Here is a 15,547-nt window from a genome sequence, read left to right on the forward strand (position 1 = left end):
AACTTTACAACAATTTAAGCCCCTGGATACTGGGGCTTAAATTGTAGAAAGGTAAATGATACCGATGAAAATCAATAAAAAATCGTTTAAAGAAAATATGACAGGATACTTGTTTATCGCACCTCAAATGTTACTTTTTCTAATATTTTTAGTTTACCCTATTATAGAAGGAATCCGTTTAAGTTTATTTAAAATAAATTATCAAGATGAAGTGTTTATTGGTTTTGATAACTATAAAAAATTATTTAGTGATCCTGTATTCGTTCAGTCTACAATCAACACCGTTATTTTTGTAGTATGTATTGTCGCGTTGACGGTGTTTTTCGCCTTGTTCGTTGCCTCTACTGTATTTGATAAAAATGCGAAATATGTGTCTTTTATACAAGGTGCATATTATATTCCGGTAATGGTCTCGGCGGTTGTTATGAGTATGATATGGAGCTTTTTGCTAAACCCTGCAAATGGACTTATTCCTTTTATAGCAAGAAAAATGGAACTAGCCTCCGTCAACTTTTTAGGGGATACGAATTGGGTATTACCAGTCATTATTTTCGTTACCTTTGCGACAAATGTGGGGCAGGCTATTATCCTTTATATTGCCTCTATGATTGGGGTGCAAAAGGAACTTTTTGAAGCGGCTGAAGTCGATGGTGCAAGTCGCATGAAAATCATATTCAAAATCATTATTCCAATGGTTAAACCGACGACGATTTACATTATTATTATGAATATTATCGCAGTACTTAAAATATTTGTCGTTATTCAGTTATTAACAGGTGGAGGGCCAAACAACGCCTCTACCACACTCATGTATTACTTATACAATAATGCATTTAAGTATAATCAGCTTGGTATTGCTTCTGCAGTAGGTGTAATTATGTTCCTCATTACATTAGTTTTATCTACTCCACAGCTAAGAACAATGCTCAAGAAGAATTAGAGGTGAACGAGTATGCGAAGAAAGAAAAACAAGAGGAAAAGAGAAAAAATAGAAATCATAACAAATTGCATTGTACTATTTTTTGCTGGTTTAAGTCTTTTCCCGCTCTATTGGCTTGTGACAAGTTCCTTTAAGAACAGTGCGGATGTCGTAAAAATGCCACCAGATTGGTTTCCTAAAAGCTTAAACTTTAGTAACTATGTAGATGTATTTAACAATCAGCCAGCTTTTATATGGACTTATAATAGTTTGTTTGTGGCTTTAATGTCCACATTTGCTTTAATTGTTGTTAGTTCACTTGCGGCGTATGCCTTTTCCCAATTGAAATTTAAAGGGAAAAACATTATTTTCATTATTTTTATTTCAAGTTTAATGATACCTAAAGAGGTTATGATTGTTCCGCTATTTAGAATTATTCAAGATATGAATATGGTCAATACATTAAGTGGTATGATTTGGCCTAATGTCGCAACAGCCTTCGGGGTATTTTTACTAAAAGGATTTTTTGATACAATTCCAGATTCATTGAGAGAAGCGGCCAAAATCGATGGCGCAAGCGAATTCCGTATATTTTTTAAGATTATGTTGCCATTAGTTAAACCGGGTATAGGTGCTTTATTTATTCTTAACTTTGTGCAAGTTTGGAACGACTATTTATGGCAGCTTGTTGTTGGGCAAGACGTTCATTCCAAAACATTAATGGTAGGAATCGCAACCTTAATGCAAGATTTAAATCCGAACTTTGCTTATAAGATGGCTGGTGCTACTGTAGCAGCAATTCCGATGTTACTGATATTTATTTTCTTCCAGAAGTACTTTACAAAAGGAATAACGATTGGAGCAGATAAGTAAATGTTTATCCATGGAGATGTATGCAAATGAATAAAAAACAAAAAGTATTTGACAGTATTAAAAGACAACTGATTGTTTCATGTCAGGCACTTCCAGAAGAACCTCTTCACAGCCCTTTTATTATGGGTAAAATGGCTTATGCTGCTATGCTTGGGGGAGCTAAGGGCATTCGAGCAAATAGTATTGAAGATATTAGAGAAATTAAGCATATGGTTGAACTGCCGATTATTGGTATTATAAAAAAGACGTGCAATGGGTCCGACGTAGTGATCACACCAACTGCTCATGAGGTTGAATTGCTTTATCAGGAGGGGGTAGATATTATTGCGTTAGATGCAACGAAAAGGATACGACCTGATGGCACCACTATCAGCGAATGTTTCCCTAAAATTAGGGAAACATTTAAAGATCAAATTTTTATGGCTGATTGCTCCACGTATGAAGAAGCAAAAGTTGCCTATGAACTAGGGTTTGATTGCTTAGGTACAACATTAAGCGGTTATACGGAATATACAAATGATAAAAAATTGCCAGATATAGCGTTAATCAAAAGATTAGTCCAAAGTTTTCCGATTCCTGTTATTGCGGAAGGTGGTATTTGGACTCCAGACGAATTGAAACGCGTTTTTGATTTAGGTGTTCATACAGCAGTGGTCGGTACAGCAATCACTAGACCGATGGAAATTACGAAAAGATTTGTTCAGGCTATACAATAGGGAAGATTGCTAGACGAAGAAGAATAGTGTTTTAAAGGATGATGCAAGTGAAAATATTAGCCGCTGATATTGGTGGAACATCGATAAAAGTAGGGATCGCAGATTATGATGGGCGCTTGGAAGTATTTAAAGAATATGATACGGAAAGTAAAAAAGGCGGAAAGTATTTAGTTGAAAAACTAATTAAGATAATCCAAGAGTTTCAAGGCTTTCAAGCAATAGGCATTAGTACGGCAGGTCAGGTTAATAGTGCAGATGGTTCTATTATTTATGCTAATGATAATATTCCAAACTATACGGGAACTCAATTAAAGGAAATTCTCGAGAGGCATTTTAAAGTGCCTGTTAAAGTTGAAAATGATGTTAATGCAGCTGCACTAGGCGAAAAGTATTTTGGTGCAGCACAGAACTATCATGATTTTATTTGTTTAACTTATGGTACAGGTATTGGTGGTGCCATTATCATAGACTCTAAAATTTATAAAGGGCATAATGGCTTAGCAGCAGAATTTGGGCACGTGATTACGCATCCTTTCGGTAATAAGTGTAACTGTGGTAAGGAGGGGTGTTATGAAACGTACGCTTCTACAACAGCTTTAATCAAAAAAGCACAGCAAATAAACGCTGACTTTATAAATGGTAGAGTCATTTTCGAAAGAATGCATCAGGGAGAAAAAAGCTTAGAAAAGGTTTTTCAAGATTGGATAGTAGAAGTAGCATTAGGGTTAACTTCCTTCATTCACATTTTTAATCCTCAAGCGATTATAATAGGTGGTGGTGTTATGGAGCAAGATCATCTTGTTGAGATTATAGCACATCAAGTGAAAGCGTTAACGATGGAGAGTTTCGCAGATGTTAAAATTATGCAAGCCTCACTTGGCAATAAAGCCGGCGTTTTAGGTGCTGTGTCACTTCATTTACGAGGCGATTAATAGAAGGAGTATTAAAATGGCAAAACAAGATATATTTTCACTTATTCATTCGAGATACAATTCTTTTACTAACACGGAAAAAAAGGTAGCTGATTATATTCTCGAAAATATTAAAGATGTAATTTACATGTCGATTACCGATTTGGCTGATGCGTGTCATGTAGGAGAATCAAGTGTATTTCGATTTTGTAAAACAATGGACCTAAAAGGCTATCAGGAATTTAAAATTATGTTAGCTCATAGCATTTCTCTCGATAATGAAACCCCGCAACTTTCTAGTGCCATTACGATGCAAGATACGATTGCGGAACTATCGTCGAAGGTTTTATCTTCAAACGTTCAAGCGCTAACGGAAACCTTTAATTTACTATCGGAACAGGATATTGCACTAGCTGTTGAGAGCATGATTAATGCCCAAAGAATTCACTTCTTTGGCGTCGGCTCGTCCTTAATGACAGCAATGGAAGCCAAAAACAAGTTTATGAGAATTACGAATAAAACCGAGTGCTCGCTCGATTCACATCTGCAAATTATGTCTGCTGCTTTAATGACAAAGCAGGATGTAGCCGTGCTTATCTCTTATTCGGGTTCAACGAAGGATACCATTGAAGTAGCAAAAGTAGCAAAAGAACGAGGGGCAAAAATTATTTCAATCACGAGATTTGCGAAATCTCCTTTAACAAGTTTCTCTGATATTACATTGCTTTGCGGTGCGAATGAAGGGCCGCTTCAAGGGGGCAGTTTATCTGCAAAAATATCACAGCTCTATCTTTTAGATTTACTCTATTTAGAATACTTTAAGCAAACAAATAAGGAATCCGTTCATAACAAAGAACTGACTGCACAAGCGGTTATTGAAAAGATGTTATAAAGGGAGGCAACATATTAGGCCAAGTAAATTGATTGGAGGGATAGTGAGTTTGATGGAACAATCAATTGTTTTAACGAATGCCAAAATATATGCGGAAAATGGCATTATTGATGATGGATATATAAAGATGATGGGAATGAAAATTCAAGCTATAGGATGGATGCACAATTATAGAACGGATGAGCAAGCCGTTATCATTGATTTACAGGGACATATCGTAATACCTGGCCTCATTGATATTCATATTCACGGTACGTCTGGCGCTGATGTAATGGATGGAGAAATTGCATCGCTGAAAACAATTGTCCAAGCATTGCCACAGGAAGGGACAACGAGTTTTTTAGCGACGACCATGACACAATCGGACGACCATATTTCACAGGCGTTAAAAAATGCAGCAAATTTTATAAAAAATCATCAACAACCAGGTCAGGCAGAGGTGCTAGGGGTTCATTTAGAAGGGCCATTTGTGAACCCTAGCATGGCAGGGGCTCAACCAGTGGATTTTATCGTGATGCCAGAGATCTCACTATTTGAAAAATGGCAAAAGCTAGCCGAAGGAACCATTAAACTGGTTACGTTGGCCCCTGAGCAAAAAGGTGGCTTGGAACTAATCCAATATCTGAAACAACTTGGTGTTGTTATCTCAATCGGCCATTCGAATGCGACATTTGCGCAAGTCCAAAAGGCGATGGCTGCGGGGGCTACGCAAGTGACGCATTTATTTAATCAAATGAAAGGATTGCATCACCGAGAGCCGGGCGTCGCGGGGGCTGCTTTGTTGCTGGAAGAATTATACGCTGAGTTAATTGTAGATGGCATTCACGTATGTCCTGAAATGATTCAGTTAGCATATCAAAGTAAAAAAAGTGAGAAGCTCATTTTAATTACAGATTCCATGCGTGCAAAATGTTTGAAAAATGGCAATTATGATTTAGGCGGTCAGTTAGTCATCGTGAAAGATGGTACGGCTGAATTACAAAATGGCACATTAGCGGGCAGTGTGTTAAAACTGGATGATGCAATGAAAAATATGCTGCATTACTGTGATGACTGTACACTGGAAGATGTTATTAACATGACGTCAAGGAATCCTGCAAAGCAGTTAAATATTAGTCATCGAAAAGGAAGTATTGCAGTAGGGAAGGATGCAGATGTAGTAGTTTTAGACGATCATTACGAAGTGCTAATGACTTTTTGTAGAGGCGTCTTATCTTATCAAAAAGAATTATCAATGTAGGACTAGCATTGATTTATCTACGGAGTTTTGTTGTCGAAGAAGCGGATTGTTTTCTTAAAAACTAGTAAGTATAGTTTCAAACTGGATGTTGTTACGATGTCCGTCGTTCAATATTTTCACCTCTTTTCTCTTATCGTTTTCCTTTAAAAGAGTAATCTTTTTCACGCTTAAATATTCGGAATATTTAGATTTTTATAAGGCTATTTAGAAATAAAAGCAATCCCCCAAAGGAGGTGATTTGCGCACTATTTTTTATATCCATAATAAGAAATTTATTATTTCCAAATGAGGAGGCGAACGTATGAAAAAATTTTTGGTAGTAGCTATGGCATCAATGTTGGTTTTAGGTGTTGGTATGGCAAATAAAAAAGTAGAAGCTTCTAAGGGCGGAGAATCAGTGGAAAGAATAACATGGGAATATGCAGGAGAACTTGAGGCACAAAAAGGATTTGACAAGAATATTGGAACAGCTGGCGTCTTAGCTGGCTCTTATAAAGATTATTTAATCGTAGGAGGCGGTGCTAATTTCCCTTATGATACAGTTTTAAATGGAGGGGCAAAGAAACATTACTCCGATGTCTATGTCTATAAAAAAGATAACAACAAGTTAACGTTGGTAGAACATACGAATCTTAATCATGAGATTGGGTATGGAGCGTCTATCACGACAGGAAAGGGAATCTATTATATTGGTGGCAGTCCTGACAAAGAATATGCAGATGATATCACATTATTGACGGTTGACAAAAATCAAAAATTGAAAGTAGAGAAAATAGGGGATTTGCCATTTACATTTAGTGATGGGATAGCGGCTGAAAAGAATGGTAAATTGTATATTGGACTTGGTAAGCAAAATGCAAAAGAAAGTAATAAATTATATGAATATGATTTAAAAACATTGAAAATAAAAGAGCTAGCTTCGATACCAGGGGAAAGTGTTCGAAACCAAAGTGTGGCCCAAATATTAAATGGAAACCTTTATGTATTTAGTGGCGGCGGATCTGTTGCCTATACAGATGGCTACCAATATAATATTGAAAAAAATCAATGGTCCAAAGCCTCCTCTGTAAAAATGGATGACAAAGAGCTATCTTTACTTGGCGCTAATTCAGTCAAATTAAATAACAATGAAATGATGGTCATTGGCGGTTTCAATAAAGAAGTTTATGATGATGCAGTAAAAAATTTAGGGACATTAAAAGATGATGAACTATTGGCATTTAGAACTAAATACTTTACTGCAGATCCTTATGAATTTAAGTGGAATAAAGATGTACTCATCTATAATGCGCAAAAGGATACTTGGCGTTCTGTAGGCAAGGTTCCATTTGATGCACCTTGTGGTGAGGGCTTAGTGTTAATGGATAACAACATTTATTCTATAAATGGAGAAATTAAACCAGGGGTAAGAACAAATGCAATTTATGCGGGTACACTATTGTTCGATTAAGAAAAAACGGCTGCGTCTTGCTCATACTTTGAGGGAATGATTGCATGAATCATTCCCTTTTTTTGGCGGCAACAATGTCTTCAATAATTTCGCCTTCAACAAATGAAGGGATATCTAAGCCAAGTACATGATAAATCGTTGGCGCAATATCTAAATTAGATGTGGTGTTTATTTCTTTCCCTTTTGCAATAGCTGTCCCAGTAGCGATAAAAATAGGTTGTAACATCTTTCTATCAGCATCTCCTCCATGTGTCCCTAATTCAATCGGTGGTGCACTATTTTTTTCCATGTCACTGCCCATCACATAGCCAGGAGCGCCAATTAATAGAATATCCCCTGCGTTTTGATGTTCTAAAAGGGTACTATTGTCGTCTGTATTTTTTATGACCCTTTCATACGGATGAATTTTTGGTTTCAAAATATGGTGCCAAAGATTTTTGACATGTTGTTGAATAGTAGGGAATGAGAAGTTGTCTACTTTAATGGCAGATTTGATTTTTTGTATATCATATTGAATAAGTGCTTCCTTATTATCCGAAACTTTTACCTCTTTAAAAGCTTGCATTATTTGGCTACGGACATGTTCATATTGTTCAGGTGTTACAATTCCCTCCTTTTCACGGTTTCTCAAATTAATATAGACATGTGCCGCGGAGCCACTAGGGATGGCGTAAGCTTTTGATTGCGCATAGTTTATGTTGTTTTTTTCATCTACAGTTAATAACCCAGCATCTTTTAATACTTTATTAGGGAAAAGAGTAGTATGGGCTGGTTCCATTCCATGATCCGAGACGACAAATAAAGTATCATTCTCTTGCAAGGAATTCAATGTTTCACCAACTACCTGATCCGCTAAACGATATGCCCATTCGATGTAGTCCATATATTTTTCAGACTTTTTAACTGAAAAGTCTGGTTGCCGCGGATCAATTAATAAATACTTATGCTGTTCATGATCTATATGGGGCGTATAAAACATAAGTAAATCAGGGTTGTATTGCTGTTTTATATAAAGAGCCACTTTTGTAACCCACATAACAGATCGGGTACTGATTTCTTCATATTCTTTTCTTGTAATCCATCCTTTTTCTAGGGCACTGTCGTCATCTTGTACAGGATAAAAACCAAATTGTTGCTCAATCTCATCGGAAAATCCTTTAGGACCACTAATTAAGCTAGAAGTTACGGCCGTTCGGTAAAACTTTACAGGATGGCTAAGGTCTTGCTTCTCGGCTTTTACTTTAAAGTAAAAACCTGCGGATAGAGAGTCTTTTAACTGGAAGGAAAGAGCTCCCCATTCCTTTGCTGTTACCATCACGTCTTCCGCATCTACCTTTTTATCTGCAGATACTATAAAGGTGTCATAGTTTTGTATTTGATCGTTAGACGAGTCAATCGCTAAAATATGGAGAAGACGATTTTTTTCATTTTTCATGTCAATAGACAATTCGGTTTCCTTAATAGGGCTGTAGCTTGTAGGGCCATCAATCCATGCGGAAGCGAGTTGAAAAGTTAATGACTCTAAAGTGCTTGGAGACCATGTTTCACCAAAATAAATAGCAAAATCACCTTGTTTTTCTTCTTTAGGATTAGCGCCAGGAAAAGCGATAGTAGCGGTTGTTTTGCCTTGTTTTCTAGCTTCTACCCACAAGGGCGGTACTTCGATTTCTGCTTGGAAACCACTTTCTTCATTATCGATAGCTGTATTGGGTTCGTGAAAATGATTGCTTACGATGCCCGTCTGTTTCGGTGTCGCCCCTGTGGCAATGGCTGCGTGTGAAGGGGCAGTAAGAGAAGGGGTAATGGTAGAAGGATTTTTGGCAGTAACCCCGTTTGCTAACATTTGTTTGATATGAGGTAATTTATTTTCTTGAACATATTGTTTAGTATAGTCATTTTTCATGCCATCAAATGAGATAAGGACAATCTTTCGTTCCGTTTCATCATTTTCCTTTGCTTTACCATCCTGCATGATGGTAAATAAACATAAATTGAGAGCGATGATGCTTGCATATAAAGTTTTTTTCATGCTTCTACTCCTATTGCTATGTATTTATTCACGTAACGCCTTTATCCAAACAATACCCGTTGTCTCCTTATTTCAAACGTTTGTCTTAATAGAATGTCCACTGTCGATAAACAAGAAAAAGGAGGTGCAAGCATGAATCTTGCACCTCCTTTTTCTTACTTTCTAGCAATTTCTGCAACTTCAGTACCTACATGTACGGGTGGAAGACGGTCTTTCCATGGAGCCGCTTCCTCTAATTGTTTCCCAAGCTGGAGCAGTGTTAGCTCATCAGCGAAGCGACCTGTAAATTGGAGTCCAATTGGTAAGCCGGATGCACTCATGGCAAGTGGCAACGATAACGATGGTTGACCTGTTGCATTAAACAAGTTTGTAAACGGTGCGTATGTGAAAATTTGTTCTGTCCATTCAATTGCTGAAATAGTTGGATTATTAGCATTCAGCTCCCCGATTTTCGCTGGTAATGTGGCGATTGTTGGACTTAATAGCACATCATAATCCGCAAAGAATGTCCCGACTTGGCGTGACACAAGTGCATTGGTATTGATGGCTTCTAATAGTGCACTAGCTTTTAACTCTTTGCCATATTCATAGCACTGCCAAATGGCCGCTTCAATATGATCGTGTGAAGGTGTTTTCCCAGTTAATGCGGCGGCACCTTCAATCATTTTATAAATATTCGCTGCCCAAATAGTGACTGTTGCGCTTGAAAAGGTTGCTTGGTCATACACGGGTCGTGCTTCAACTACTTCATGCCCTAACTGTTCTAATAATTTAACCGTCTTATGAACGGCCTCAATACATTCACTATCGACTGATACACCAGAATTAGTTGCTGTAGTCCAGGCAATTTTTAGTGGTCTTCCCTTTTGTAGAATCGCTTTACTATAGGGCATTTCTGGGCTTTGTATAACCGAGTAGCATCCTAAGTCTGGCCCTGCTACTTGATCCAGTAAAGTAGCTGTATCACGAATTGTTTTAGTTAGCGCAAATTCAATAGCTAGTCCATTTAATGCTTCGCTATTGTAAGGGCCCATCGGTACGCGGCCACGTGAAGGCTTTAAACCGATGACACCACTGCATGATGCGGGAATACGAAGGGATCCGCCACCATCATTCCCATGCGCGATAGGGACGATGCCGCTAGCAACAGCAGCAGAAGCGCCACCACTTGAACCTCCTGGACTATGGTCCAGATTCCATGGGTTACGAGTAGGGCCGTAAACGACAGCTTCTGTTGCAGCATTATAACCGAATTCAGGTGTTGTCGTTGTACCACTTAATACAAAACCTGCATTTTTAAAACGTTTCATTAATTCACTGTCAACGGACATCACCGCCTTTTCTGCCACACGACTGCCCATACTATGTGGCACATCTTCCGCATGGATGACAAGTTCTTTAATTAAAAAGGGTACACCTGCAAATGGTTGATGTTCATGTAAACTTGACATTGCTTTTTCAGCCTGTTCCTCTAATACGCTAACAACGGCATTAATCGAAGCGTTCACTTTGTCAATTCCTTTTAGCGCTAAGGTTGTAAGTTCTTGTGGTGTCACTTGCTTTGTTTTTACTAACTCTGCTAATCCAAGCCCATCATAAGAAGCATATTCTTGTAAATTCATCTGATCACCTCAATATTAGTGTGACTTACAAGTTTATTTTAAAATGATAAATAAAAAATTAATATTACCCGAAAGTATAAAATCGCCTCAAAGAGAATATATGAGTTTAAAAGAGAGAATGTGGGGGTGTTTATAATAAATTGTGAAATAAAAGAGGTGAACTATTTACTAGAAGCAACATGTAGAATTTCGAATATCAATTTGCAACAAACAAGTGAAGACTTTAAATTGAATGTTTTGCAAGTATTGAGTGAATGTTTTCGCTACGAGCATACTATTTTTTGGGAAGTGATGGATGACGAGTTAATTAATCAACCAGTGTGTTTTAATGTGGAAGCGTTTACAGTACAAAATTATTTAAATGAATATAAATATTATGATCCTTTACATCCGATGAATATGCAAAACCAGCCTGATATTCAATTAATGCAACAAAACGAAGTGATATCAAGAAAGAATAAGCGTTATTATATAGAACGCTTTTTACAATACCATGATTTTATAGATGAAATGGTAATGTATTTGTCTATACAACATAAGCCAGCAGCAGCAATTGGCTTTTTGCGCAAAAAGGGGGAGAAGCCCTTTACCGAGCAGGATCGGCAAAAGCTATTAGTTATGAAGCGCTTGATTGAAAATAGTTATTTATTACATCAATACGTTCGGCCAGCAGAATCATTGCAAATGACCCAACGTGAAAAGGAATTGTTACGCTATTTATGTAAAGGGTTAAAAAATGCAGAAATTGCTAGTATTTTATATGTCAGTGAAAATACGGTGAAGAAGCATCTGCAAAATTTATATCGGAAATTTCAAGTCACTTCCAGAACGCAGCTCGTGTTAAAATATGCTGAAAACCATCGTATCTATAACACGTAATCCTTACGTTAAACAAATTACATCCCATAAAAAATGACCAATAACAGTGTTGTATGTTAAGAAAGAACACTGGCATTGGTCATTTTTTATATTGTCTGATTGCCATACCAATCCTCTTAAGTAGCTACAAGTTTTGCAAAATCTTAAGACAAAATCCATTGTAGGTCTTACATAACATCTTTTAAAATAGTTTCATAGTATAGAGAAAGTACTATAATTATTTGAATATTCTTGATTTTAATTTAAACCTACAAAACTAACTGGTAAAGTATATAATGAAAGGACAAAAGGGGGTAGAAGTATGACTTTGTATTTTGATCATTTAGTGCATCAAGTTCAGTCACCAGAAAATATGAAAGTCTTTTTAAATAAACGTCATATTCATACCGTGAATGGTGGTCAACACACAATGTGGGGGACATATAATACGTTAAGCTATTTTGGATTAAGCTATATTGAACAAATAGCAGTATACGATCATGCACTATTTGAGGAAGCGGCTAAATTACCGTATTCCCTGCATTATACGTTCAAACAGAACAATGAGCGCTTTGGTTTGTCAAGAATCGCCTTACGTACAACAAATATAGAGCAAGAGGCACAACGATTAAGTGCTCTTGGTTTCGATGTTTATGGACCAGATGCTTGTAGTCGAACGAGACCTGATGGATCAGATGTGCATTGGAAACTATTGCATTTTGGGAAAGCAGGGCAGGCAATTGATTTTCCATTTTTTATTGAGTGGGCTGATGGAGATGAGGAGCGCTATGCGCAGTTAGTAGAAAGCGGGGCGGTAAAAACATCACAAAGGATTACAATGGAATCCGTGCAATTTTATGTGCAAGATGCACAGGCAACAGCAAAGTTATGGCATGAAGTTTTACAATTACCGGAGCCAGTTACACATTCTGAATTTATTTCCTTACATTTGCCAAATATTCGTTTAGATTTTTATGAAGAAGCTGCTGCTACAAAAATGATGCTTGGACATAAAAGTGAAGGACCATTCGGAGTGACATTGAAAGATACTGACCGAACAAAGGAAACATTAATGTTTCCTTCGGCATTTTATTGGCTTAACCCTTAGAGATGTTAGAACTGTTTATAAATAAGGAGCTGTTCAGTTGTTGAACAGCTCCTTGTACCTTATAATTTCACAACATTGGATGCTTGCGGGCCGCGATTGCCTTCCACTACATCAAATGAAACCTTTTGTCCTTCTTCAAGTGTACGGAAGCCTTCCTCTTGTATGCCCGTAAAATGTACAAATACATCTTCTCCATCATCACATTCAATAAAGCCATAACCTTTTTCGTTATTGAACCACTTTACGATTCCTTGTTGCATAAGCATTCGCCTCCAATGCGCTTGAATGTAAAATACTATCAATTAAATCGTGACATAATTGAAAAAATATGAAAAATTGCATTTTCTCTTAGAACATACATGAATTCATAAGAGATGTCAATTGATTGTCGAAATATTGCATAACTAACTGTGTATTCTTTCACAATAACGTCTATAATGGAGTTGAATCATATATAGAGAAAGTAGGGTTCCATATGACAACGAAAAATCAACCTTTATCAGATTTAGAAATTGCTAGCCAAGCGATAATGAAGCCAATTATAGACATCGCCAAAGCGGCCGGCATTCCAGAGGATGCATTAGAACAATACGGTCGCTACAAAGCTAAAATCGATCCTTTAAAAATAACAGCTCATGGTGAGGATGCAAAGGTGGTATTAGTGACCGCCATTAGTCCAACGCCAGCTGGTGAAGGAAAATCAACAGTTACGGTTGGGTTAGCAGATGCCCTTCATCAATTAAAGAAAAATGTTGTTGTTGCATTGCGTGAGCCTTCCCTAGGCCCAGTAATGGGAGTCAAAGGGGGCGCAACGGGTGGTGGCTATGCACAAGTTGTACCGATGGAGGATATTAACCTACATTTTACTGGTGACTTACACGCCATCACAGCAGCGAACAATGCGCTGTCAGCATTTATTGATAATCATATCCATCAAGGGAATGCCTTAAACATTGATCCTCGTCGTATCATTTGGAAACGTGTGATGGACATGAATGACCGTGCGCTCCGAAAAGTGGTGATCGGTCTTGGTGGACCAGTTCAAGGGATGCCACGTGAGGACGGTTTTGATATTACAGTTGCCTCTGAAATTATGGCGGTATTTTGTTTAGCAACTAGCATCGATGATTTGCGTGAGCGTTTAGCAAGTATCGTGATTGGTTATACATTTGATCGTGAGCCAGTATTTGTGCGTGATTTACAAGTACAAGGTGCACTAACACTGCTATTAAAAGATGCCTTCAAACCAAACTTAGTACAAACATTGGAAGGGACACCGGCCATTATTCATGGCGGTCCATTTGCTAATATTGCACATGGTTGTAACTCCATTATGGCAACACAAACAGCCCGTAAGCTAGCTGATATCGTTGTAACAGAAGCGGGCTTCGGTTCCGATTTAGGTGCCGAGAAGTTTATGAACATTAAAGCACGTAAAGCAGGTTTTAAACCAAGTGCGGTAGTAATTGTAGCAACAATTCGTGCATTAAAAATGCATGGCGGAGTAGCGAAAACAGCACTTGTTGGAGAAAACGTGCCTGCCCTGTTACAAGGCATCGAAAATTTAGCGAAACATGTAGAGACGATTCGCACATTTGGTGTTGAACCAATTATCGCGTTAAATCGTTTTATTACAGACACAGAAGCAGAACTAGAAGCCGTGCTAAACTGGTGTCAAGATAATCATGTGCGCATTGCCCGTACAAATGTCTGGGAAGAAGGCGGCAAAGGTGGATTAGCCTTAGCAGAACAAGTATTATCTGTGTTAGATGAAGAAAATAATTTCTCTCCTTTATATGATGTAACCGAATCAATTGAAGAAAAAGTACGTACTATTGTGCAGAAAGTTTACGGCGGGAAAGATGTCCAATTTACAGACCAAGCGAAAAAACAAATGGCGCAAATCGAAAAATTCGGCTGGGATACGTTGCCGATATGTATGGCAAAAACACAATATTCGTTATCTGACCAACCAAGTTTACTAGGGCGTCCTGAAGGCTTTACAGTAACAATTCGTGAAGTCATTCCAAAGCTTGGTGCAGGATTTTTAGTTTGCTTAACAGGCGATATTATGACAATGCCTGGTTTACCTAAACAGCCAGCTGCATTGCGTATGGATGTTGATAGTGAAGGACATGCGGTCGGGTTGTTTTAATTAAATATCGCGGGTAAAAGTAGTTGTTTCGCGGGTAAAGTTTAAAAAAACGCGGATAAAATACCTCAATTCGCGGGTAATAGCATTCACAATATAAAAGCTGCCAACATCTCAAAGATGGGCAGCTTTTATTGTTCCTTCAGCGGGAGGGTATTACATGTAATCAATTTCTTTCCTACTTCCTTCGTAACGTATTACTTCTTTTTTGACTAAAATGAACTTCGGAAAAATGTTGCCTAAATGAATTATCGATATTTGTTAGCACAACTCCAATGATGCGGCTTTTCGCAAAATGATCACATAGTGGATGATACATGAATCATTAAAGGGAGGAGTTACGTTCCAATCTACTCAAGTACCGAATAGTAGAAGGTAACATCGTTTAATGAAGAATCCATCATACCTTGCTACATTTGGTAAAAGCCTTCGTGGTTGTGCAAACAAAACTAACTGGTTGTTCACAATTTTTTGTATTGTACATGTACTATGCGGGTTAACAAACTTGAAATTAAGGGAAAATGTTCACTTTTATTGAAGATGATCGGTTACACTATACGCATTTCATCATTCTGTCAAACAGTATTCAATTGTAAGCCCGCTGAAGTTATTTAAGCTAGTAAAACACATAGTTTTTTGTACACTACGCAAAATGTGAGTGTACAGAACAATAGAGGTTGTTCTGTATGTTTATTTTACAATAGTCTGAATAATTAATCAATTGATATGTATTTTTTATTTGTTTTTCTCTAGAAAAGGCTACATCGTTACCAACTT

At 37.5% G+C, this 15,547-nt stretch carries 13 protein-coding genes; 10 read left to right on the forward strand and 3 right to left on the reverse strand.

Annotation, left to right across the window (positions count from 1 at the left end):
• The first annotated feature begins 64 nt into the window (after positions 1-64).
• The 7 genes from MHH88_RS08730 (at position 65) to MHH88_RS08760 (ending at position 7,001) form a co-directional block, all read left to right on the forward strand.
• The gene (locus MHH88_RS08730; protein WP_069511423.1) at positions 65-940 is read left to right on the forward strand and encodes a sugar ABC transporter permease; all 876 of its coding nucleotides are present in this window, start codon (positions 65-67) and stop codon (positions 938-940) included.
• A 12-nt stretch (positions 941-952) separates the two neighbouring features.
• On the forward strand, positions 953-1,792 hold the full coding sequence (locus MHH88_RS08735; RefSeq protein WP_069511421.1) for a carbohydrate ABC transporter permease: 840 nt from the start codon (positions 953-955) through the stop codon (positions 1,790-1,792).
• A 26-nt stretch (positions 1,793-1,818) separates the two neighbouring features.
• Positions 1,819-2,508: an N-acetylmannosamine-6-phosphate 2-epimerase gene (locus MHH88_RS08740; protein ID WP_339262464.1), complete on the forward strand. Its 690-nt coding sequence runs from the start codon at positions 1,819-1,821 to the stop codon at positions 2,506-2,508.
• A 38-nt stretch (positions 2,509-2,546) separates the two neighbouring features.
• On the forward strand, positions 2,547-3,440 hold the full coding sequence (locus MHH88_RS08745; RefSeq protein ID WP_339262465.1) for an ROK family protein: 894 nt from the start codon (positions 2,547-2,549) through the stop codon (positions 3,438-3,440).
• 16 nt (positions 3,441-3,456) lie between these two features.
• Positions 3,457-4,311, forward strand: coding sequence for a MurR/RpiR family transcriptional regulator (locus tag MHH88_RS08750; protein ID WP_339262467.1), 855 nt, complete (start codon positions 3,457-3,459; stop codon positions 4,309-4,311).
• 52 nt (positions 4,312-4,363) lie between these two features.
• Entirely contained in the window at positions 4,364-5,551 is a 1,188-nt protein-coding gene (gene nagA / locus MHH88_RS08755; protein WP_339263020.1) for an N-acetylglucosamine-6-phosphate deacetylase, read from the forward strand.
• Positions 5,552-5,852: 301 nt separating this feature from the next.
• Positions 5,853-7,001 (forward strand): cyclically-permuted mutarotase family protein, encoded by a 1,149-nt coding sequence (locus MHH88_RS08760; RefSeq protein WP_339262468.1) that lies wholly within the window; start codon positions 5,853-5,855, stop codon positions 6,999-7,001.
• Between the two features lie 49 nt (positions 7,002-7,050).
• Here MHH88_RS08760 and MHH88_RS08765 read toward each other — a convergent pair whose 3' ends face one another.
• Positions 7,051-9,030 carry an alkaline phosphatase family protein gene (locus MHH88_RS08765; RefSeq protein ID WP_339262470.1) on the reverse strand — a complete coding sequence of 660 codons (1,980 nt, stop codon included), beginning with the start codon at positions 9,028-9,030 and terminating at the stop codon, positions 7,051-7,053.
• A 155-nt stretch (positions 9,031-9,185) separates the two neighbouring features.
• Positions 9,186-10,652 carry an amidase gene (locus MHH88_RS08770; protein WP_339262471.1) on the reverse strand — a complete coding sequence of 489 codons (1,467 nt, stop codon included), beginning with the start codon at positions 10,650-10,652 and terminating at the stop codon, positions 9,186-9,188.
• Positions 10,653-10,808: 156 nt separating this feature from the next.
• Between MHH88_RS08770 and MHH88_RS08775 the strand changes: the two genes are divergently transcribed.
• On the forward strand, positions 10,809-11,531 hold the full coding sequence (locus MHH88_RS08775) for a LuxR C-terminal-related transcriptional regulator (RefSeq protein WP_339262473.1): 723 nt from the start codon (positions 10,809-10,811) through the stop codon (positions 11,529-11,531).
• A gap of 301 nt (positions 11,532-11,832) precedes the next feature.
• Positions 11,833-12,618 carry a VOC family protein gene (locus MHH88_RS08780; protein WP_339262475.1) on the forward strand — a complete coding sequence of 262 codons (786 nt, stop codon included), beginning with the start codon at positions 11,833-11,835 and terminating at the stop codon, positions 12,616-12,618.
• 59 nt (positions 12,619-12,677) lie between these two features.
• Here the strand turns inward: MHH88_RS08780 and MHH88_RS08785 are convergent, their stop codons facing one another.
• The gene (locus MHH88_RS08785; protein WP_004269397.1) at positions 12,678-12,878 is read right to left on the reverse strand and encodes a cold-shock protein; all 201 of its coding nucleotides are present in this window, start codon (positions 12,876-12,878) and stop codon (positions 12,678-12,680) included.
• Between the two features lie 215 nt (positions 12,879-13,093).
• Here MHH88_RS08785 and MHH88_RS08790 point away from each other — a divergent pair, with 215 nt between their 5' ends.
• Complete coding sequence (locus MHH88_RS08790) at positions 13,094-14,773, forward strand: formate--tetrahydrofolate ligase (RefSeq protein ID WP_339262477.1); 1,680 nt, start codon at positions 13,094-13,096, stop codon at positions 14,771-14,773.
• Positions 14,774-15,547 lie beyond the last annotated feature (774 nt).

The organism is Lysinibacillus sp. FSL K6-3209 (assembly GCF_037976175.1).
GTDB classification, from domain to species: Bacteria; Bacillota; Bacilli; order Bacillales_A; family Planococcaceae; genus Lysinibacillus; species Lysinibacillus sphaericus_D.

What these genes read in the sequence shown, in the direction of transcription:
- MHH88_RS08730 (WP_069511423.1), top strand. Translation starts at nt 65, where the DNA reads ATGAAAATCAATAAAAAATCGTTTAAAGAAAATATGACAGGATACTTG.
- MHH88_RS08735 (WP_069511421.1), top strand. Translation starts at nt 953, where the DNA reads ATGCGAAGAAAGAAAAACAAGAGGAAAAGAGAAAAAATAGAAATCATA.
- MHH88_RS08740 (WP_339262464.1), top strand. Translation starts at nt 1,819, where the DNA reads ATGAATAAAAAACAAAAAGTATTTGACAGTATTAAAAGACAACTGATT.
- MHH88_RS08745 (WP_339262465.1), top strand. Translation starts at nt 2,547, where the DNA reads ATGATGCAAGTGAAAATATTAGCCGCTGATATTGGTGGAACATCGATA.
- MHH88_RS08750 (WP_339262467.1), top strand. Translation starts at nt 3,457, where the DNA reads ATGGCAAAACAAGATATATTTTCACTTATTCATTCGAGATACAATTCT.
- nagA (WP_339263020.1), top strand. Translation starts at nt 4,364, where the DNA reads ATGGAACAATCAATTGTTTTAACGAATGCCAAAATATATGCGGAAAAT.
- MHH88_RS08760 (WP_339262468.1), top strand. Translation starts at nt 5,853, where the DNA reads ATGAAAAAATTTTTGGTAGTAGCTATGGCATCAATGTTGGTTTTAGGT.
- MHH88_RS08765 (WP_339262470.1), bottom strand. Translation starts at nt 9,030, where the DNA reads ATGAAAAAAACTTTATATGCAAGCATCATCGCTCTCAATTTATGTTTA.
- MHH88_RS08770 (WP_339262471.1), bottom strand. Translation starts at nt 10,652, where the DNA reads ATGAATTTACAAGAATATGCTTCTTATGATGGGCTTGGATTAGCAGAG.
- MHH88_RS08780 (WP_339262475.1), top strand. Translation starts at nt 11,833, where the DNA reads ATGACTTTGTATTTTGATCATTTAGTGCATCAAGTTCAGTCACCAGAA.
- MHH88_RS08785 (WP_004269397.1), bottom strand. Translation starts at nt 12,878, where the DNA reads ATGCAACAAGGAATCGTAAAGTGGTTCAATAACGAAAAAGGTTATGGC.
- MHH88_RS08790 (WP_339262477.1), top strand. Translation starts at nt 13,094, where the DNA reads ATGACAACGAAAAATCAACCTTTATCAGATTTAGAAATTGCTAGCCAA.